The organism is Sphaerisporangium perillae (assembly GCF_023276435.1).
Taxonomy (GTDB): Bacteria; Actinomycetota; Actinomycetes; order Streptosporangiales; family Streptosporangiaceae; genus Sphaerisporangium; species Sphaerisporangium perillae.
Genome location: NZ_JALLPO010000010.1, coordinates 155,154 through 175,761, shown reverse-complemented (window position 1 = coordinate 175,761; position 20,608 = coordinate 155,154). Strand labels below are relative to the sequence as shown.

The following is a 20,608-nucleotide window of genomic DNA, read 5'->3' as shown; positions in this document are numbered from 1 at the left end:
GATGCCTCGCGCACGCCGGGCCGTGGCCGTCAGACTTCGCCGCGTTCGTGGGCGAGGGCCAGTTCGACGCGGGAGCGCAGGCCGGTTTTGGCGTAGACGCGGGACAGGTAGACCTCCACCGTCTTGCGGCTGTAGTGGAGTTCGTCGGCGATCTGGGGGTTGGACAGGCCGCCGGCGACCAGTTCGACGACGCGCCGTTCGACGGGGGTGAGGCCGGCGGCGGGCGCCGGGGCGAGGCCGGCGTCCTTCAGGAAGGCCGCCGCCCGCACGCGCCACGGCTCGGCGCCGAGATCGGTGAAGATCGCATGAGCCCGGACCATCTGGGTGCCGTCCCCGAGCGCGCCGAGGATGAGGCGGGCCTTGCCCTCCTCGAACTTCAGGCCGTCCGCCCTGGCGGTCTCCAGTGCCGCCTCGGCCCTCGCGGCGTCCGCGTAGACGGTGGCCGCCGCCAGCTCGCTGCTCATGCGGGCGCGCGGGGTGCCGGTGCGGGCCACCTCGGCCAGTTCGGTGGCGGCGGCGCGCGCGGCCTCCCACTCCCGGGCGATGCTGTGCATGGTCACGCGGACGGTCAGCACGCGGTGGACGACGTCCGGTGGGCCGATGGCGAGGGCTTCGTCCAGGAGCCGCATGGTCGTCGCGCGGTCGCCGAGACCGAGCGCGCGGCGGGCCGCGAACATGGCGCGCAGCGACTGCTGGAGCACGCAGTTGGGCGGCGGGTCGGCGAGCAGCCGTTCGGCTTCGTCGAAGCGTCCCTGGTCGAGCAGGATGTCCAGCTCGATATTGCGCAGCAGTGCCACGTTCTCCCACAGGCCGGCGTCGGTGAGGGCGACGGCGTCGGAGCGGATGTCGCGCAGGGCGTGCTCCCATTCGCCGCCGAGGCGGCGCACCACGGCCATGGTCCGGACGTGCTGCCCGGCGATGTTGTGCCAGCCGAGGCCGCGGTAGATCTGCTCGGCCTGGGAGAGCAGGTCCAGGGCCCGGGTGCGCGCGCCCGCGCTGGCCAGGATGTGCGCGCAGGACTCCAGCGCGGCCAGCCGGCCGGCGGGCGGCAGCGCGGCCGAGGCCGAAAGGAGGGTGTCCAGCGCCCGCTCAGTCTCCTCCCACCGCGCCTTGATGATCGCGTCCCCGGCCAGGGCGCTGAGGGCGATCACCAGGTCCTCCGGCGGGCATCCCGGCAGGGCGTCCCATGCCGCGTTCGCCAGGCCGGCCGAGTCGATGCCGAGTTGGGTGCTCACCACGGCCTGCTGGGCCAGCAGGGCGGTCGGGTCGTCGGCGGAGGGGAGTTGCCCGGCGGCGATGGACACCGCCGCCTCGTACCGCCCCATGGCGTGCGCGGCGTTGACCATCGTCTGGGCGGTGCGGGTGTGCCGGCGTCCGGGCGGCAGCACGGCGAGGGCGGCCTGCCCGGCGCGTAGCGCGTCCGCCGGCCGCGAGCCCTTCCAGTACGACAGCGCCTGCCGGGAGAGCAGCACGCCGCGGTCCTCGGCGGGGGCCAGTTCGGCCGCCCTGCCGTACCAGTGGCCGGCCGAGAGCGGCGCCGTCCAGCGGGTCAGCTCGGCGGCGCGGAGCATGGCGGCCAGCGCCTCGGTGCTCGTGCCGCCCTCGGCGAGGTGGGTGGCCCACTCCAATACCCGGCGGGTCCCGTCAAGGCCCTGGCGGTGGAGCAACTCGGCGATGCGGGTGTGGACCCGGCGCCGCTCGGCCGGCCCGAGGTCGGCGTACAGCGCCTCGGCGACCAGCGGGTGGGCGAACTCGTACGCGCCGTCGCCGGTGGGCTCGACCAGACCATCCCTGACCAGCCCGTCGAAGGCGCGTTCGGCCACCTCCCCGTCGAGGCCGGCGACCTCGGCCAGCGCGGGCAGGTCGGCCATGGCGGCGGGCCGGGTGCGGCGCAGCGCGGCGAGCACCCTGGCGAGATCGCGGCCGCCCTGGTCGCGCTGGAACAGCCGGCTGAGGATGGCGCCTCTGCGCGGGACGGGGGACGCCGACTGCACGGCGCCGCCCTGGACGAGGGTCAGCACGGCCTCGCGGACGAACCACGGGTTGCCCCGGCTCTCCTCGTGGACCCGCTGTACGACCGACGGGCTCGGGGTGCGGCCGAGCAGGCCGGTCACCAGGTCGCCCACCTCCGCCGGCGACAGGGGGCTGAGCCGGACCACCAGGTCGGCGTCCATCGGGGGAAGCCGTCTCGCGGTGCCGGCGACGACCAGGTTCCGCACGCGGCGAGGGAGGTAGGACAGCGCGCCGAGGGTGTCGGCGTCGGCCAGGTGCAGGTCGTCGATGGCCAGGAAGGTGCGGCCGGGCAGCGCTTCCAGCAGGTTGGCGGTGCGCACGGCCGGGGCCGCCCCCATGATGCCGAGCGCGGCCTGGTCGATGGCGTCCAGCAGTTCCTTGAGGGGTTCGCGGGCCGCCCGCTCGGTGTGGAGTGAGCCGAGCGCGTCGGCGAGCGAGGCGTAGGCGAGGCCGCTGCCGAAGTCGCGCGCCTGGCCGTGGAGCACCCGGTAGCCCATGGACCTGGCCAGCGTCTCGGTCTCGGCCAGCAGGTGGGTCTTGCCGATGCCGGCCTCGCCGTGGATCAGCAGGGTCAGGGGCGGGTCGAGCAGGGCGGACTCGAACCGGCGAAGGATCGCCGGCCGGTCCGCGGGAGGCGACGCGGTGGCCGCCGGGCGGCGTGGGACGCCGGTCTGGCCGGCCTGGTCGGTGGGGGTGACATGGGAGGGTAAGTGGTGCGCGTCTTCGGGCGGGTTACCCATCCGTCACCGTCCCCGGCTCGCGTCGTGGACGGCGAGGGCGGCGGTGAGCAGCAGTTCCCGCACGGTCTCCGGCGGGAGGTCCATGGTCCTCACCACGGCGACCTGCAGCGCCCCCATGACCGCCCAGGCCCTGAGCCGGGCGGCGTCGTCGGGAGCCGGTCCGGCGAGCCTTGAGTGCATCTCGTCGCGGAAGGCCCGGATGGTCTCGCCGCGGGAACCGGGCGGGGCCTCGTCGGCTGTGCCGATGTCCTCCATGAGGAGCCTGATGACGGCGCGGTGGCGCACCAGGAAGTCGGTCAGCGGTTCGATGAACCGGCGCGGGTCGCCGCCGTATTCTCCGCCGAGCAGCGCGAGGACGTCGTCCGCCGCCGGCGCGATGAGCTCCGCGGCCAGGCGGTTCTTCGGGTGGAAGTGGTAGGCCACGGCCGTCTTGGTCAGGCCGACCCGGGCGGCGATGTCGGCCAGGGACGTGGCGGCGTAGCCCCGCTCGGCGAAGAGCTGGCGTGCGGCGGCGAGGATGCGGCTGCGGGTGTCGCTGTCACCGTCGATTGTGGTCATCGTCTCATTTCTCAGCGCGGTCCGGCCTTTCACGGTATGCGCGCCTAAGCTGTTGAACGTACGTCCTGAACGGTCGTACAGAACGGTGTTTTGGGTAGGTTTCCAATTCTTCAATAGTGTCTGGGACGGTCTCCAATGGCTAGCTTGCTCGGTCGATTGGGTGGTTGGTGCGCGAGACACGGCCGCGTCGTGCTCGCGGTGTGGATGATCCTCGCCGGAGCGCTGACCGCGGGGACGCTGGTGTTCGGGCGCCCGGTCAGCAACAACGTGTCCATCCCCGGCACCGACGCCCAGCGCGCGCACGACCTCATGCGCGACGGCTTCGGCCCCGGGTACGACCCCGGCGGCACCTTCCAGATCATCCTGTACTCCAAGGACGGGCCGCTGATCACCGCAGAGCGCAAGCGCGCGGTCGAGCGGGCCATGGTGGAGATCCGCGAGGTCCCGCACGTCGTGCAGGTGGACACGCCCTACCGCGTGGGCGGCATCTCCCGCAGCCTCATGATCGGCGTCATCACCGTCCGGCTCTCCGGCCAGGACCCCGCCAAGCTCGCGGAGACCTCCGCGCGGCTCTCCGCGGCGGCCGAGCCCGTGCGGCAGATCGGCCTCGAGGCCGTCGCCGCCGACAACGGGACCCCCGCGGACAAGGAGATCAAGACGGGGAGCAGCGAGATCATCGGCGTGCTCTGCGCCCTGCTGGTGCTGCTCCTGGCGTTCGGCACGCTGGTCGCCGCGCTGGTGCCCGTGTTCACCGCGATCATCAGCCTGGGCGTCGGGCTCGGCGTGATCGGGCTGCTCGGCCACCTGGTCGACGTGCCCAAGCAGGCGTCGGTGATGGCCTCCATGATCGGTCTCGGCGTGGGCATCGACTACGCCCTGTTCCTGCTGTCGCGGTACCGCAAGCTCCTGGCCGAAGGGGTGCCCGTCCAGGAGTCGGTCCGCCGTACGGCCGCGGGCGCCGGCGGGGCCGTCCTGTTCGCCGGGGGCACGGTCGTCATCGCGCTCAGCGCGCTGATGCTCGGCGGGTTCCCGCTGCTGCGCACGCTCGGCTGGGTCACCGGCATCTCTGTCGTCTGCGCGGTGCTCACCTCGCTCACGCTGGTGCCCGCGCTGCTCGGCATCCTCGGCCACCGGATCAACGCGCTGCGGATCCCGTTCGTCGGCCCCCGGCGCCGGGCGGCCCGTCCGGCGGCCCACTCGGCGGCGAGCGGCTGGGCCGGGCTCGGCACCTGGGTCGCCCGGCGGCCGTGGCGGGTGCTCGCGGTGGCCGTCGCCGTGCTGGGCGCCCTCGCCGCACCGGCCCTCGGCCTCAAACTCGGCCCCACCGACGACGGGTACGCCGATCGCGGGCAGGACGCCCGGCGGGCGTACGAGCTGATGCAGACCGGGTTCGGGCCGGGCAGCAACGGGCCGCTGATCGTGGTCGGCGAACTGGACGCCAAGGTCGCCGCCGGAGACCCGCCCGCCCCCGTGGTCGAGCGCGTCCAGGACCGCCTGGCGGACGTGCCGGGGGTCGCGCACGTGACGCCCGCGAAGGTCAACACCTCCGGCAGGTCCGTCCTGCTCCAGGTCGTGCCCGAGTACGCCCCGAGCGACCCGCGCGCAGGCGACGTCGTGCGCGCGGTGCGCGCCCTGGAGGTGCCCGGCGTGCGGCTGCACGTGGGCGGGGAGGTCGCGGGCATGGCCGACGCGAGCGACCGCATCGCCGAGCGGACCCCGGCCGTCATCGGCGTCGTCGTCCTGCTCAGCGCGCTGCTCCTGCTGCTCGCCTTCCGGGCGCCGATCGTCGCGATCAAGGCGGCGCTGATGAACCTCGTCTCGCTCGGCGCCGCGTTCGGCGCGCTGGCCATCGTCTTCTCCTACGGGCTCGGCAGCGGACTGGTCGGCCTGGATCCGCCCGTCTCGGCGCAGGGCTCGTACCTGACGACGCTGTTCTTCAGCGTGCCGATCGACTCCTACGTGCCGCTCATGCTGTTCGCCGTGCTGTTCGGGCTGTCCATGGACTATGAGGTCTTCCTGCTTACCTCGGTGCGCCAGGCGTACCTGCGCTCCGGCGACAACCGGCGCGCGGTCGCCGAAGGGCTCGGCGCCACCGGGCGGGTCATCACCTCGGCCGCGCTGATCATGGTGGTGGTGTTCGTCGCCTTCATCGCCTATCCGGATCCGCTGGTCAAGGTGTTCGGCGTGGGGCTGGCGGTGGCCATCGCCGTGGACGCGACCATCATCCGCGGCCTGCTCGTGCCGGCCACGATGGTGCTGCTGGGCAGGCTCAACTGGTGGTGCCCGGCCTGGCTCGACCGGATCCTGCCGGACCTGTCCATCGCCGGGCACGCCGACGACGACGAGGAAGAGGAGCCGGTACCCCCCGGCCAGGTGAAGAGCCTGGTCACCACCGGTCAGAGCTGAGCGGGAGGCGAGGGCCCGCAGCGCCCGGCCCGGGCGCGAGTGGATGACGCCGACGAGCCGGTCGGCCTGGACGACCCGTGCCTGATCATGTACACCTCGGGCACGACGGGGCGGCGGCAGGACATCTGTCCGCCGGGTGGACCGTTACGGCGTGGGGAGCACGCGAAGAAGTACGATCAGCGAATGACCGAAAAGACCGAAACCGCACCTGGATGGCTCGCTCCGGATGAGCTGGAGTCGGTGCGGGGCCGGATGCCGATCCTCTACGTCGACGCCGTTCCGGTGCGGGTGGACGAGACCGGCGTGGTTACCCGCGTCGGCCTGCTGCTGCGCATCGGCTCGGACGGGGCGGTCAGCCGCGCCCTGGTCTCCGGGCGGGTGCTGCTCCACGAACGCGTCCGCGACGCGCTGCTGCGCCATCTGGAGAAGGACCTCGGCCCCGTGGCGCTCCCGAACATCCCGGCCTCTCCGCAGCCGTTCACGATCGCCGAGTACTTCCCGGCGGCCGGCGTCACCCCGTACCACGACCCGCGTCAGCACGCCGTGTCCCTGGCCTACATCGTCCCCGTCGCGGGCGACTGCCGTCCCCGCCAGGACGCTCTGGACCTCGTCTGGTTCACGCCGGAGGAGGCGGCCTCCCCGATGGTGCAGCAGGAGATGACCGGCGGCCAAGGCGTCCTGCTCAAGCAGGCCCTCGCGTCCGTCGGCCGCCTGCCCTGACGACCGCGGCGGCGAGGTCGCCGTGGGGGCGCGGCCCGTGCCCCCACGACCCGGTGTGAGCGGAACCTACGGGTTCTCGATGCCGATCCAGTTGACGTACCACTTGGAGCTCTGCGCGGTGAAGGTGGTCAGCGGGCCGCCGGCGTGCTGCCGCACGTAGATGCGGAACCCTGTGGGCGTGGGGTCGTACACGGTGCTGGTGCCCGTCAGCGTCCACTGGCCGCTGAGGCCGCCGACGGAGGCCGTGTACACCGGGGTGGAGGTGAAGTGCCCCGTGCTGGTGTCGACGTCGATGTACAGGCCGTTGTCCCCGTAGGGGGCCCAACCCTGTCCGGGGACGGTGGTACCGGCGCCGATCCGGGTGCTGCCCTGCACGGGCGGGTGCGATGCGACCGCCGGGCGACCGGTCGCCGGTCGCTGGTCGGCGTGCGCGCTCAACCCCGTCACCAGCGTCGTACCGGCCGCCAGGGCCACGGACAGAGCGATGGTCCTCATCTTGACGGACATGCGTTCCCCTTCGATAGAGAGCGGTCCTCGACGGCCGTGACCTCGGGGGAACGCCAGGCGCCCAGGCGGGATCAGCGCTCGTCACGGCCTCGGAGGACGCAGATGATCATCGCTGATAGTAGCCGTACGACCACCCGTTGTCCGCGTACGCCGCGTCCGGGGCGCGGCGAGCGCCAGGCGCGCGGAGGCCTGCTTGACCTTGAAGTAGGCGATCATCACCATGACGGCGATCAGCACCGGGATCACCAGGGCCCCGGCTCCGGGTGCGGCCTGGCCCGGCACGGGACCGCCGGCCGGCACGCCCACCGTGGCGGCGGGGAGCGCGAACTCCGCCGCGGCCGGCTTCATCGCGGGCGTGGCGGCGCCCGTGGAGGTCTTGCTCGCCTGAGAATGCGCCTCCAGCTGGGCCTTGACCTTCTCGGGGTAGCCGTAGCCCACCACGTAGGTCTGGTCCCTGACCTTCTCCCGGGCGTACTGGCCGTCGATGTTGCCTTCGATCGTGTGGATCGTGTCCCCGTCGACGGAGGTCACGATGCCGACGTGGTCGATGTTCTCGATCACGTTCGAGCCGCCCCAGTCGAAGAAGACCACGGCGCCGGGCTCGGGGGTGGTGCCCCACGCCCCTCGGTCGGCGAACCACTCGGCGTGGAAGGGGGCGTACGCGAACTGGCCGAACCACTTCTCGTAACCGAGCTGGTGCGCCGCCCACGACAGGAACATGTCGCACCAGGGTTGTGCCGAGTAGTCGGAGTCGAACTCGACGTTCTTGCCGTACCAGTCTCCGAACTTGGTGTAACCGCCGCTCTGCTCGCTGTAGCCGAGCTGGGTGTGGAGGAGGTCGATGAGCTTCTGCAAATCAGGCGACATAGGAAGTGAGGGACCTTCCGCTTCGTGCGACTGACGCTGGGGCACGCCAGGTTGTTCGTGTGAGGCAGGACGTTAGTCAGGAAAAGCCCAGGTCAAAAGCATGCCAAGTCGGGTCCTGCGCCGGCGTGCGGTGGTGTCCGGCATGCCGGGAACCCCGTGGCCGTCGGGGTTTTCACACGCGCGCCGGGCTGCGGGGAGCTAGTCCTGAATGGGATTTCTTTACTCAAATATGACTAAACCGGTCAGGGTAAAGGCTGTTTGACCGTTCGGTCTAGAATCGTCGCCATGATGCCCGAGCTCGCTATGCCCCAGGAATCCGGCGGCGACCCCCGTCTCGCGGCGCTCGCCGTGCTCGCCCAGCAGACGCGCGATCTCCTTGACGCGGTGGTGCTGACCGACGTGCCCGAGCAGGAGCTGACGGCGGTGACCGCCGAGCTTGTGGCGCTGACCGAGCGGCTGGAGGCCGCGCGGCGCACGGCTCCGCTGCCCCCCGGCATCGGGCCCGACAGCCGCTATCGCCAGCTCGGCAACGCCGTCGTCGGCGCGTGCAACCCGCACGCGCTCCCGCTCGTCGTCGAGCGGCGCGCCGAGGGCGGCGTCCGGGCCGAGCTCGCCTTCCGCCCCGCCCACGAAGGCCCGCCCGGCTTCGTGCACGGCGGCGTGAGCGCGATGATCCTCGACCACCTGCTGGGAGAGGCCGTCGCCTGGGCGGGCAAGGCGGCCATGACGGGCACGCTCAGCCTGAAGTACCGGCGGCCCTTGCCGTTCGGCGAGCCGCTGGTGGCCTCCGCGGCCGTCTCCCGCAGCGAGGGACGCAAGACCTGGGCCGACGGCGTGATCGCGGCACCGGACGGCACAGTGCTGGTGCAGGCCACCGGCCTGTTCATCACGCCCGTCCAGTGGGCGGCCGCCCTCGAGGAGGGGGCCGCCGGCTGAGGCGGACCGGTCAGGACCGGGGTGACGGCCGGTCGCTGGGCGAGGCGGCGGGCGGGCCGGCCGGCTCGTGCAGCTGGTCGGCCAGCCAGGGGAGCGCCTGCGGGAGCTCGCGGTTCCAGGTGTTGAAGTTGTGCCCGCCGCTCGGCAGGATCAGCGAGGACGCCTGCATCGGGGCCTTCACGGCCGCGAGGAAGTCCAGCGTCGTCCGGTAGTTCGACTCGCCCTTCTTGCTGCTGGTCACCAGCACCGAGATCGGCGGGTGCGGCAGGTTGGCGAGACGCCACATCAGGTCGTTCTCGTCCTGGAGCTTTTGGCTGCCGCCGAACAGGTCGCCCGTGGTGGCGTCGATCGGCGCCTTGAAGTAGCCCGACAGGGACACCGCCGCCGAGAACGCCTCCGGGTGACGCATGCTCATCTTCAGCGCGCAGTAACCTCCGGTGGACCCGCCGAGGATGCCCCAGGAGGCGGCGTCGGTCCCGACCCGGAAGGCGCTCGCCATCGACTCGCGCAGATCCTTGGTGAAGTAGGTCTCGACCTGCGGCCCTCTGGGCACGTCCATGCACTCGGTGTCGCGAGGCGGCACGATCGTCGGGCGCATGAGCACCAGGATCGTGGGCGGCATCTCGTGCTGGTCGATCGCCTTGGCGGCGACGGTCGGCATGTTCATTCTCGTGATCAGGTTGCGCGCGTCGCCGGGGTAGCCGGTCAGCGCCACGATCGCCGGGAAGCGCGTGTGGGAGTACTTCTTCTCGAAGTACTGCGGCGGCAGGTAGACATACGCGGGAGCGCTCAGGCCCGAGGCCGCCCCCGAGATCACGACCTGCTGGATCTTGCCCCCCGAGTGCCCCTTCTCGGGGATCATGGGCACCCGCGAGCTGCCCATGACCTCGACCCCGCCGACCGGCCGCACGCCCTGCCCGGCGTCGCCCTGGTCGGTGACGATGGGGGCGGCGACGCCGGTGTCGGTGCCGAGGAGGTCGCCCCAGCTCCCGTAGAAGCCGAAGTAATTGTTCACCGCGAGCGCGATCGCGAAAAACGTCAGGACCTGGTTTCCCAGGAGCACCCCGGCGCGCCCGAGAATCGCCGGCCAGGTCGGAGCGCTCAGACGCGGCCATATCCACCAGACCGACGTGACGAGGCCCGCGACCGCGAGCAGGCACATCAGAAGCTCCAGCTTTGTTGCTGTGAGGCCCAATCTAACTCTCCCCTGTCTTGGTCTCGCTCCCCGCGTCTTTTAAGGTGGTACCCAGTGAAAGCCACCGAATCGAAATAAGGCCAAGGTAAGGATGTATCACCTCTCAGACACTCGAAGCACGGACCTCACCCTCTAGTGTGTCCTGACGTGAACCAATGGACACGCCTTTCGCGAATGCTGGTCTCGCGGTCCTGGATTCCGGCCGCAGCGGGATATGCCGCGCTTATCATCGGAATACTGGACATCACCAGGGGCGTGGTGCCGCATTTCCGGAGAAGCCGGGTCAGCGCCATCACCGACATCTTCCCCGGGACGGTCACCACCCTGGCGGCGGCGGCCTCGCTGCTGGTGGGCGTGCTGCTCGTCATGCTCGCCCACGCGCTGCGCCGCAGGAAGGTGCGGGCCTGGCGCGCCGTGGTGCTGCTCCTGCCGCTCGGCGCCCTGGTCGAGGCCCTGCGCTGGCGGCACTCCGCTACGGCCGCCATCAGCCTCGTGCTGTTCATCGTGCTCGTGATCAACCGGGGCGAGTTCCATGCCCTGTCCGACCCCCGCTCGCGCTGGCGCGCGCTGTGGAACTTCCTCGCGCTGGGCGTCCTCGACCTCGCGATCGGGTGGGTCATCGTCAGCGTGCATCCGGCGACGATCGTCGGAGACCCCTCCGCCGGCGAGCGGCTCCAGCATGTCCTGCTTGGCTTGTTCGGCATGGAAGGCCCCGTTCAGTATTCCCTCGACCGTACCGCCGACCTGGTCTACTACTCGCTGACCGGGCTCGGCGCGCTCACCGCGATCACGACGCTCTATCTCGCCCTGCGCCCCGAGAGGCCCGCCGCCGCCCTCAGCGCCGACGACGAACGGCGGGTCCGCGCGCTGCTGGCCCGGCACGGCGAGTCCGACTCGCTGGGCTACTTCGCGCTGCGGCGCGACAAGAGCGTGGTGTTCTCGCCGTCGGGCAAGGCCGTGATCGCCTACCGCGTCGTCGCCGGGGTGATGCTGGCCAGCGGCGACCCCATCGGCGACCCCGAGGCGTGGCCCGGCGCGATCAGGCGCTTCATGGAGGAGGTCAGGCGGCACGCCTGGGTGCCCGCCGTCATCGGGTGCAGCGAGACCGGGGGCGAGATCTGGACCCGCGAGGCAGGGCTGTCCGCGCTCGAGATCGGGGACGAGGCGGTCGTCGAGGTCGCCGACTTCACTCTGGAGGGCCGCGCCATGCGCAACGTCCGCCAGATGGTCAACCGCACCGAGCGGGCGGGTTACAAATGCCAGGTCAGGCGGGTGGCCGACCTCAGCGAGGAGGAGAAGGACCAGATCCGCGCCGCCGCCGACTCCTGGCGCGGCACCGAGACCGAGCGCGGCTTCTCCATGGCCCTCGGCCGGTTCGGCGACCCCGCCGACGACGAGTGCGTGGTCGTCACCGCGCACAAGGCCGGCGAGGAGGGCCGAAGCCGGCCAGGCGGCGACATCCGGGCGGTCCTGCACTTCGTTCCCTGGGGCCGGCACGGCATCTCGCTCGACCTGATGCGCCGCGACCGCGACGCCGATCCCGGCCTCAACGAGCTGCTCATCGTCAAGGCGCTGCAGGCCGCTCCCGCCTTGGGGGTGACCAGGGTCTCCCTGAACTTCGCCATGTTCCGCTCCGCCCTGGCCAGAGGCGAGCGGCTCGGCGCGGGGCCGGTCCTGCGGGCCTGGCGGAGCTTCCTGGTGTTCCTGTCCCGCTGGTTCCAGATCGAGTCGCTCTACAAGTTCAACGCCAAGTTCCGGCCCTTCTGGGAGCCGAGGTTCCTTGTGTACCCGACGGCTCGCGACCTGCCGCGCATCGGCATCTCGGCGCTGCAGGCCGAGGCGTTCCTGACCGTCGGAAGGCCGCGGTCGCCCTTCCGGAGGCGCCGCCGGAGTTCCGATTCGACCCCGTCGGGCTCCACCCCGTCCGGGGGGCCGTTGCCAGTTTCCCCGTAAAAACGAAAAACCTGGATATGGCCGGTCGCTCCCGCGCCGGCCGTATCCATCGTGTGCCGCGACCGCCTTCCCGGCCATGCCCGGCGAATACCGAGATGGCCTCCCGGTCATGCCGTTCTCGTACCACGGCACCCTTTCAGGAGATGCCCGGTGAATCGCCGCCACGAGTTTGCCGGAAGATGGCATTCTATTTTCCCTGATGTCATGATCGACGCTGTTTCAGGCGAATGATCACCGGCTTCTGAACGGCCGCCAAGAAAGGGAAGCCCGGCCCTTATTTCCGGTGATCCATCGTCGTTCTGCTCGATATGCGAAATGACGCTTTTTCGGTGTGATCAGAAGTATGTCCGGCCCGGTTATGGCGCCCGCTGCAGCGGTGGCGCACCGTGGGGCCGTACGGTCATCAGGCGGGGCGAACTATCCTTAAGGTAAGCATCGCGTGAATGGGGCACCAAGCCGTCGCTGACCGTTGCATTCACCGTGATGCCGTCGATCGGGCTGAGTCTCGGGAGGAGCCGATCATGGGGCGGGCGGGGAGACGGTGCCCGTACGCGGCCTGGCCGCCGCGCGGACGTGACCATCGTGACAGCTACCCCGGGAGGGCCTGCCGGTGCCGACGACGGTTGGACCCGTCCTGCGATCAACGATGACGGAGCGGGCGCGTGCCGCCGGGCCTCCGCGACGCACGCGGCTCGCCGGGGGCGCGGGGCTCGGCCTGATCGGCGCCGCGGTCGCGGTCATGGCGGTCATCGCCCTTCTCGGGCCGTCCGCGGCGGTGCCCGACGTCGGCGGGGACGGCCCTCCGTGGTCACTGCGGGTGGCTCCCGCCGACATGCTGGTGCTCCAGCTCGGCTGGGCGGCCATGATCGTGGGCGGGCTGGGCCTGGCCGTCGCGCTGTGGGCGCTGCGCCGCGGGTGGCGTCCCCGGCCCGGGCTGCTGCCCGCCGCCACGGTGATCACCGTGGCGGTCCTCGCGCTGTTGCCGCCCGCCGGGTCGACCGACGTGCTCAACTACGCCGTGTACGGGCGCATCGCCGCTCTCGGCGGCGACCCGTACGTGACGGCCCCTATGTGGCTGCACGAGATCGGCGACCCCGTCGGGCGGTACGCCCCGCTGGCCTGGCGTCACGCGCCGACGGTGTACGGGCCGCTCGCCACCTGGGCGCAGCTGGCCGCCTCGCGGCTCGGCGGCGCCTCGATGGCCGGCACCATCATCGTGCTGAAGCTGGCCGCCGGCCTGGCGTTCCTGCTGTCGGCGCTCATGCTGGACCGGCTGGCGGGCCGTGACCGCGAGCGGCGGATCCGCGTCCACCTGCTGTGGAGCCTCAACCCCCTGATGCTGTGGCACGTGGTCCTGGGCGCCCACATCGACGGCCTCGGAGCGGTCTTCTTGGTCGCCGCCATCCTCGTCCTGCGCCGGGGCGGCGTGTTGGCGGGTCTGGTGGCGGGCGCGCTGCTCGGCGCGGCGGCCGCCGTCAAGGCGCCGTTCATCCTCGCCGGCGCGGGCCTGGCGTGGGCGGCCCGGCGGTCGGCGGGCACCTTCCTGGCCATGCTCATGGGCGTCGCCGCGGCCCTGGTCGGCGCGTACGCCACGCAGGGCCCGGAGGCGCTGGGCAACCTGATGGGCAAGATCGGGTCGCACGCGCTGGCCGACCCGTGGCGCGTGGTCACCGACGCGATGGGGCTCGGCATGGAGGCGTCCACGCTGGAGGGGCAGTTGGCCCTCGGCGCGGCGTTCCTCATCGGCGTGCTGCTGTGCCGGGGGCTTCCGCCCGGCCCGCCCGGTCTGGACTCCGTGCGTCCCGCGCTGGCCTGGTGCCTGTGCTGGCTGCTCACCTCGCCGATGCAGCACCCCTGGTACGACGCCCTGCTGTTCCCGCTGCTCGCCCTGATGCCGGCCGGCCGCCTGGACGGGCTGCTGATCGCCCGCGGTGTCCTGGCGAGCCTGATCTACCTGCCCGGCGCCGCGGTCATCGCGCGGCCCACGCCGTTCACCCAGTGGGTGGCCGAGACCTACCGCCCGTGGGTCGCTCCGCTGGCCGCGGACCTCGTCATCCTCTGCGTCATCGGGCTGGGGATCGCGGGCGCGTTCCGTCCCGGCGCGAGGGCACCGGGCGGTGAGCCGGCCGGCCGGTGAGGCGCGGCCGGTCCGTGGGGTGGCCGCGGCGGCCGGGCGGTGGGGTGGTCAGGCGATGAGGCGTAAGGCGTGCAGCCGCTCGTCCAGCGCCGCCACGCTACGGGTGCGGTGCCACGGGCTGAGCCTCTCGCGCGTCTCCACGACCGACCGCACCAGGCGCGGGGAGGTGTTGCGCCCGGCCAGGCCGGCCGCCTCGCCGAGCTGCTCGCACGCCTCCTCGATGTCGCGCAGCTGGAGGTGCGCCTGGGCGGTCTTCAGGCGGATGTAGGCGACGTTGCGCACGAAGGCCGGGTCGATGCCGGCCGCCGCGGTGGCCGCCAGCCGCAGCGCCTGCGCCGGGTCACCGGTGTCGAGCAGGCAGCCGGTCTTGGTGGACAGATACTGGCCTTCGCCGTAGAAGGGGACGAGCCGCGCCCCCGGGTCGTCGGCTCCGGCGCCGTGGAGCTCGCGCTGCGCCTGGTCCACCGAGCGGAAGCAGCGCGTGTGGTCCTTGCGGCGCTCGCCCCTGGCCGAACGCCGCACGACGGCCGCGTACGCGCGGGCGCCGACGTCGCAGGCGTAGGCGGTCAGCAGCTTGCTGCCGGCCCGCTGCCCCCAGGCGAGGGCTCCCAGCGCGTGCTCGACGCCGAGGCGCGGATCGCCCCGCCAGGTGGCGAGCTGGCTCCAGTTGGCCAGCACCATGCTGCACATCGCGTCGTCGTCGGCCTGGTGGGCGGCGTTCCTGGCCTGGGCGTAGTGGTAGTCGGCGCCCTGGAAGTCGTTGAGGTTGAACAGCATCCACGCCGTGCACCGGCGGATGTCGGCGAGCAGGGACAGGGTCTTGCCGCGCATGTGCTCCGGCACCCCGCTGGAGAGCAGCGAGACGACCAGGTGCTGCTGGGTGAGAACGGTCGCCACGGTCGCCTGCGGGCCGAGCGCGTCCTCCTGGCTCATGCAGTGGCGCAGCACCCCCTCGATATGGCCGAGCGTCGCGTCGTCCACCCTGCTCGGGTCGGCCCCCGCCATCGACAGGCGCTGTGACTCGTCGGCGTCGAGCCGGTCGAGCAGCGGCGAGGCGTAGGCGGAGGTGGCGGCCGCTCCGATCAGGGCGAGAACGTCACGTCGATTCATCTGCGTTGCCCAATCCGTGAAGGCGTGGACGAGACGCTCGTACTCCCGATCACGCAGTTCTTCTGGAGGCATCGGCCCGGGGAGCGGCTGTACGGGAAGAATGCCCCTTATGTCGCTAAATGTGAGGCTAATTGCGCCCGGTGGGGGCGCGATATCCCGCCTGCGGGCGACATTCGCGTTCTGGTCGGACCCCGTGTGGTCCTCCCCGTCGACCAGGTCGCACGCCCTGCACCCGTAGATCCTGGCCAGCCGGTTGAGCCCGGCCAGCGGCGGCTCGTTGCCGGCCGAGCCCGGCCACGCCTCCCAGGAGCCGAGCTTGCGGACGCTGAACGGCTCCGAGGGCCACAGCGCCTTCCACTCCTCGACCACGCGCTCCTGCGTGTAGCGATGCGCCTCGCGGAACGCCTGGCGGGCGTTGAGCCGGTAGCGGCGCTGGTACTCCTGCGCGATCTCGGTCCACGTCGAGCCGCGCTCGCGATGCTCGGCGGTGACGCGGTCCATCTCCTCTTTGAGGCTCCGTGGCTTACGTGGCATCGCGTACCCTCCGACCCCCGTGGATGCGTATTGCCGACACCGAGAGTAGCCAAAGTCGCCAGGCGGCTACGGAGGGTTGCCGGGAATCGGCGGCCGGACCGCCGGTTTCTGCCACGACCGGCCGTCGTTCCGCCGGATCCGGCGCCCGGCCCTACAGACGCACCCCCTCCAAACGCCTGTTGGCGCGGACGCCGCCCACCGGAAGGTAAAGGTCCGCCCTGTTACCCGGATCCTCTCGATCGGCAAGCGGGGACGTCACGAGGCCGATGCGCCCCAAGCGAAAGGCCAGGGAGAATCGTGATGATCAGCATCCCGTCCCGCCCACGTGAGGCCCGCTGGGAGCTGCCCGCCGACCCGGGGGTCACGGCGAGGTGCCGCGCCGTGGTGCGGGAGACGCTCACCGAATGGGATCTGCGCGACCTGATCGACGACGCGGTGATCGTCGTCACCGAACTGCTCGCCAACGCCCTCATCCACGGAGGTCCCCCCGTCCACCTCGCGCTGGCGGCGGTCCGGGACAGCCTGACCGGCTCGGTCACCGACCAGGGCCCCGGATGGCCCCGGCTCCGCACGGCCGGGACCGAACACGAACATGGCCGGGGACTGCGGATCGTCGCCGCCCTGACCGACCGGTGGGGCGTCGAGCCCGTCCCGGCCGGCGCCGGCAAGGCGATCTGGTTCACCCTCACCCGGCGGCCGGCCGGTGAGGGGGCCGGTCAGTATCCCACGCCGGTGAGCACCCCGCCGTCCACCGTGAACTCGCTGCCGGTGCAGTAGCTCGACAGGTCGGAGGCCAGGAACACCACCACGTGCGAGACCTCGACCGGCTGGGCGAAGCGCTTGATCACCATGGCCCTCACGAACGCCTTGCCGTCTACCCCGGACGCGATCTCCGGGTCGGTGACCATGGAGGTGTTGATCGCCCCGGGATGGACCGAGTTGACCCGGATGCCGGCTCCCGCGAGCTCACGCGCGGCCGACTTGGTGACCCCGCGTATGCCGAACTTCGAGGACGAGTAGGCCGACAGCCCGGCGGCCCCGATGAACCCCTCGATCGAGGAGATGTTGACGATCGAGCCGCCACCGGCCGCCGTCATCGGCTCGATCACCGACTTGACGCCGAGCCAGGTGCCCTTGAGGTTCACATCGAGGACCCGCTCGAACTCCTCGAGCGTCATGTCGGCGATGCGGCGGAACCTCAGGATGCCCGCGTTGTTCACCAGCACGTCCAGCTTGCCGTACGTGCCGGTGGCCGTGGCCACGGCGTTCGCCCACTCCTCCGGCCGGGTCACGTCGTGCCGGACGAACACCGCTCCGGTCTCCTCGGCCAGGGCCTTGCCCTCCTCCTCCAGCACGTCGCCGAAGACGACCCTCGCGCCCTCCTGGACGAAGAGCCGGACGTGGGCGGCGCCCATGCCGCGCGCTCCGCCGGTGACGAGGGCGACCTTCCCATCGAGCATCCCCAATGTGTTCCTCCGGAGTTCGAGGTGGAGGCTCGGTGCCGGTCGTCCGGACACCGGCCGGGTCAGAGGGACGAGTACAGCACCAGGACGTTGCCGGAAGGGTCGCGCAGGACGGCTCTCATCTCGTGCGGCCCCGCCTCAGGACCGCTGACCAGCTCCGCGCCCGCGGCCGTCAGGTCCCGTACGGCCTCGGTGACGTCGCCGACCTTGTAGGAGGGCGCGGTGACGGCCCCGGCGACCTGCTCCGCCGGAGCGGCCAGCGCGATCGTGGTGCCGCCCCCGTCGAGCGCCGCGAAGCGGTCGCCGTCCCGGAACCTCACCGTCAGCCCGAGGACCTCCGCATAGAAGGTCACGGCCTTGCCGAGGTCGTCCACCGGGATCAGGACGTTGCCGAGTTTCTGGACATGCGTGCTCACGCCGGCCTCCACTGGGTAGATCGCTTGATCGCCAGTGTCCAGGGCGGGCATGCCGGCACGCACCCGTTCGGATGCGCACTCCACGCCCGGTCCCACCACACACGCCTCCAGCCTCGCCAAGCGAGCCCTCACCGATCCCCGCAAACCTAACAAACGTTTGGTAGCGAAACAACCCCGCCCAACCACCCCACCAACCGAGCCTCCCCCCGGCCGGACCGCCGTGCCTCGACCACCCTCGCCGCGCCCCCCGGCCCATGGGAACGATCTCCCGGCGCCAAGGTCGCCTTCCATCTCCGTCCGTGTGGTGGTTGCGCATCGGGCGCCGCGTCGGCGGGAAGGGGGTACGGCGACTCCAGCGCCCGGGTACGGCGAACGACCCGGCGGACGTTCGTGCATGTCGCCGGGCCGGTCGGGGTCAGGTCAGGTCAGGTCAGGTCAGGATGGGGCCGTCGGTGTCGCCGGACGGGGGAGTGGTCGGCTCCCTCGTGGGCGAGGGCTCGGGCGACGGGGTCTTCGTGGGAGGCGTCCTGGTGGGCTCTTCGGTGGGCTCCTGGGTCGGCTCCTTGGTCGGGTCCGGGCTGGGCTCGGCGCAGGGCCTGCCCTTGCGGACCCGCTGGGCCGAGTCGCTCGCCGTTCCGAGGCCGGAGGCGACGCTCACCGTGACCTTCCGGGTGTCCACGTAGCCGCACCGCGGCGTCGCGAACCGGACCGTGAACACCTTGTCGTACACCGAGTCGCCCGACAGGCTCGCCGAGCGGGAGGCGGTGCGGGTCACGGTGCGCTCACTCGTGGTCGTGACCGTCTGCTGGAAGGCCGCTGACAGCTTCACCGCATCGGGCGTGGTGCTCTTGACCCTGACCTTCAGCGTGCTGCCGTCCCACGAGGTGATCGAGACCGTCGGTGGCGCGCACTTCGGCCCGGCGACGCGGACCTCCTTGAACTGCGTGCCGTTCGCGGCGGCAGGCTGCGTGCTGACCCGCACTCCGAGGAGGGCGGTCGTGCCGCAGGCCACCTCGCCCAGGTCACCGGGGACCGAGAGGCTGTAGGAGGTGTCACCGGACAGGGTGCGGTTCGCGGTGTCGACCACCTTGGCCGAACCCTCGCCCTCCCTGCGGGTGAACTCGGCCGCCAGGCGCACGGCGCCAGGGCCGCCGGTCCGCACGCCGACGCGCGCCGACTTGCCGTTCCAGCCGACGGTCACGTTGTCGACCGAGGGCGGCGGGCAGGGATCGCCCTTCACCGTCACGGTCCGGCTCTGGGCGCCGCCCGCCGCCGAGGGCGTGGTGGACACGGTGACCTGCCGGTAGACCGTCTCGCCGCAGGGCGGCGCGGCGAACCCCGCGGAGACCTGCCGGCTGTAGATGGTGGAACCCGCGAGCGTGTAGGTCTGCGGGGTGCCGGGGGAGAGGTCGGAGGGCGACGACCCCTCGGCGAAGCGGACGGTCAGCGTGACGTTCTGCGATGTCGACGTGCGTACCCGCACCGTGGCCGTCCGGCCGTCGAAGCCGGCGACGGCCAGGTCGCGCACCGACACAGGGCTGGGTGTGGGCGTCGGTGTGGGAGTAGGCGTCGGGGTCGGCGTTGGGGTCGGCGTGGGCGTGCGGGTGGGCGTTGGGGTCGGGGTGGGCGTGCGGGTGGGCGTGCGGGTGGGCGTTGGGGTCGGGGTGGGCTTGCGGGTCGCCGCGGGGCTGGCCTTGGCGGAGCTTTCGACCGGCGCGGGCGAGGTGGTGGCGGCTTGCTGCGACGATGGCGGGGACGCCGGCGTCTCGGTGGCCGGATCAGGGCTCGGCGAGATCGGCTTCTTCGCCAGCGCCTTCGTCGGCTCGCCGCTGGGGACGTCCACGACGGCCCGCGAGGTGGGGCCCGTGGTCAGCGCCACATCGTGCACCGGTGTGTTGTGGCGATTGGCGGCGAGCACCGCGATCACCACGCCCACCGCCAGGACACCGCCGCCGATGAGCATCCGAGAAGGAGTGCGCAGCGAGCGCAGCGGCCCGCGCAGCACGGTCTGGGCCAGGCTGGTGCTCGCCTCCGGCGCGGGCTCCGACAGCGGGAAGCTTAACGCCAGAAGCGCGGCCAGCTCCGCCAGGTGGCGACGGCCGCGCTGCTCCCAGTCGGACCCGTAGGCGGCGAGCGCGGCGTTCTCCAGCTCGCCGACGAACGCCCTCGCCGTCGCCGGACGGTCCGAAGGGCTCTTGGCCAGGCCACGGGCCACGAGAGAGCGCACCGAGCCCGGCACGGCGTCCACGGGGATCGCCGCGGACTGGTGCTGGTGCATGAGGGCGGCCGGGTGGTCGGCCTGGTAGGGCTTTCGCCCGGTCAGGCACTCGAAGAAGACGCAGGTCGCGGCGTAGACGTCGGTCGCGGGACCGGCGGGGGCGCCGTTCCACTGCTCGGGAGCCATGTACGGCGGGGTGCCGGAGGGCAGGCCGGGCTGCCCGGTCGGGGTCGCGATGCCGAAGTCCGCCAGCTTGCTGAACCCGTCGGCCTGGACGAGGACGTTCTCCGGCTTGTAGTCGCGGTGGACGATGCCGGCGGCGTGCGCGGCCGACAGGCCGAGAAGCGAGCCCTTCAGCACGACGAGCGCGGCCTCGGGGCTGGTCGAGCCGTGCTCGTGCAGGATCTTGCGGAGCGGGACGCCGTCGACGAGTTCCATCACGATGGCCGCGCCGAGAGGGCCTTCGACGTACTCGTAGAAGCGCACGATGTTCGGGTCGCCGATCTCGACCATCGTGCGCGCCTCTTCGCGGAACGCGGCGAGGAAGCGCGGATCGGATCGGAGCTTATCGCTCAGGTACTTGATCGCCACATGGGCGCCGGTTCCGCTGTAGGTGGCCAGGACCACCCGGCCGCTCCCGCCGGAGCCGAGCACGCGTTCTTCCCGGTATCCAGGAACCGACCAGGCGTCCATCTTGTCCCCTCGGAGTGATGATGCTCATGACTCCCCAGACGAAGGTCTCATCCGATACGCCTGTTGTCACGGGATTGGTAGATCACCACTGTGACGATTCAATTACGGAAGGTATGCCGGTTCAGCATATGTCAAGGTCTTG

At 71.7% G+C, this 20,608-nt stretch carries 15 protein-coding genes; 6 read left to right on the top strand and 9 right to left on the bottom strand.

The window, feature by feature from the left end; translation table 11 throughout:
* Positions 1–29: 29 nt before the first annotated feature.
* Complete coding sequence (locus tag MYF83_RS12315) at positions 30–2,753, bottom strand: helix-turn-helix transcriptional regulator (RefSeq protein WP_248960397.1); 2,724 nt, start codon at positions 2,751–2,753, stop codon at positions 30–32.
* A 3-nt stretch (positions 2,754–2,756) separates the two neighbouring features.
* The gene (locus MYF83_RS12310; protein ID WP_248960396.1) at positions 2,757–3,311 is read right to left on the bottom strand and encodes a TetR/AcrR family transcriptional regulator; all 555 of its coding nucleotides are present in this window, start codon (positions 3,309–3,311) and stop codon (positions 2,757–2,759) included.
* Positions 3,312–3,500: 189 nt separating this feature from the next.
* On the opposite strand from MYF83_RS12310, the gene MYF83_RS12305 reads away from it, so the two are divergent.
* Positions 3,501–5,717, top strand: coding sequence for an MMPL family transporter (locus MYF83_RS12305; RefSeq protein ID WP_248960395.1), 2,217 nt, complete (start codon positions 3,501–3,503; stop codon positions 5,715–5,717).
* Positions 5,718–5,900: 183 nt separating this feature from the next.
* Positions 5,901–6,437 carry an NUDIX hydrolase family protein gene (locus MYF83_RS12300; protein ID WP_248960394.1) on the top strand — a complete coding sequence of 179 codons (537 nt, stop codon included), beginning with the start codon at positions 5,901–5,903 and terminating at the stop codon, positions 6,435–6,437.
* A gap of 66 nt (positions 6,438–6,503) precedes the next feature.
* On the opposite strand, the gene MYF83_RS12295 is transcribed toward MYF83_RS12300, so the two are convergent.
* Both MYF83_RS12295 and MYF83_RS12290 read right to left on the bottom strand, forming a co-directional pair.
* Positions 6,504–6,944: a hypothetical protein gene (locus MYF83_RS12295; RefSeq protein ID WP_248960393.1), complete on the bottom strand. Its 441-nt coding sequence runs from the start codon at positions 6,942–6,944 to the stop codon at positions 6,504–6,506.
* Positions 6,945–7,025: 81 nt separating this feature from the next.
* A complete protein-coding gene (locus MYF83_RS12290) occupies positions 7,026–7,811 on the bottom strand; it encodes a CHAP domain-containing protein (protein ID WP_248960392.1) in 786 nt (261 codons plus the stop codon).
* A 285-nt stretch (positions 7,812–8,096) separates the two neighbouring features.
* Between MYF83_RS12290 and MYF83_RS12285 the strand changes: the two genes are divergently transcribed.
* Entirely contained in the window at positions 8,097–8,747 is a 651-nt protein-coding gene (locus MYF83_RS12285; protein ID WP_248960391.1) for a PaaI family thioesterase, read from the top strand.
* Positions 8,748–8,757: 10 nt separating this feature from the next.
* On the opposite strand, the gene MYF83_RS12280 is transcribed toward MYF83_RS12285, so the two are convergent.
* Positions 8,758–9,942 (bottom strand): alpha/beta hydrolase, encoded by a 1,185-nt coding sequence (locus tag MYF83_RS12280; protein ID WP_248960390.1) that lies wholly within the window; start codon positions 9,940–9,942, stop codon positions 8,758–8,760.
* 174 nt (positions 9,943–10,116) lie between these two features.
* Here MYF83_RS12280 and MYF83_RS12275 point away from each other — a divergent pair, with 174 nt between their 5' ends.
* Together MYF83_RS12275 and mptB are read left to right on the top strand one after the other, a co-directional pair.
* On the top strand, positions 10,117–11,895 hold the full coding sequence (locus MYF83_RS12275; RefSeq protein ID WP_248960438.1) for a phosphatidylglycerol lysyltransferase domain-containing protein: 1,779 nt from the start codon (positions 10,117–10,119) through the stop codon (positions 11,893–11,895).
* A 646-nt stretch (positions 11,896–12,541) separates the two neighbouring features.
* Positions 12,542–14,032: a polyprenol phosphomannose-dependent alpha 1,6 mannosyltransferase MptB gene (gene mptB / locus MYF83_RS12270; RefSeq protein WP_248960389.1), complete on the top strand. Its 1,491-nt coding sequence runs from the start codon at positions 12,542–12,544 to the stop codon at positions 14,030–14,032.
* A 48-nt stretch (positions 14,033–14,080) separates the two neighbouring features.
* On the opposite strand, the gene MYF83_RS12265 is transcribed toward mptB, so the two are convergent.
* On the bottom strand, positions 14,081–15,676 hold the full coding sequence (locus MYF83_RS12265; RefSeq protein WP_248960388.1) for an NsdA family TPR-like regulatory protein: 1,596 nt from the start codon (positions 15,674–15,676) through the stop codon (positions 14,081–14,083).
* Positions 15,677–15,976: 300 nt separating this feature from the next.
* Here MYF83_RS12265 and MYF83_RS12260 point away from each other — a divergent pair, with 300 nt between their 5' ends.
* Positions 15,977–16,453 (top strand): ATP-binding protein, encoded by a 477-nt coding sequence (locus tag MYF83_RS12260; protein WP_248960387.1) that lies wholly within the window; start codon positions 15,977–15,979, stop codon positions 16,451–16,453.
* Here the strand turns inward: MYF83_RS12260 and MYF83_RS12255 are convergent.
* The 3 genes from MYF83_RS12255 to MYF83_RS12245 form a co-directional block, all read right to left on the bottom strand.
* A complete protein-coding gene (locus tag MYF83_RS12255; protein WP_248960386.1) occupies positions 16,393–17,142 on the bottom strand; it encodes a glucose 1-dehydrogenase in 750 nt (249 codons plus the stop codon). The genes MYF83_RS12260 and MYF83_RS12255 overlap by 61 nt on opposite strands.
* 59 nt (positions 17,143–17,201) lie before the next feature.
* A complete protein-coding gene (locus tag MYF83_RS12250) occupies positions 17,202–17,555 on the bottom strand; it encodes a VOC family protein (protein ID WP_248960385.1) in 354 nt (117 codons plus the stop codon).
* A gap of 430 nt (positions 17,556–17,985) precedes the next feature.
* Positions 17,986–20,466 (bottom strand): serine/threonine-protein kinase, encoded by a 2,481-nt coding sequence (locus MYF83_RS12245; protein WP_248960384.1) that lies wholly within the window; start codon positions 20,464–20,466, stop codon positions 17,986–17,988.
* Between the last annotated feature and the right edge of the window lie 142 nt (positions 20,467–20,608).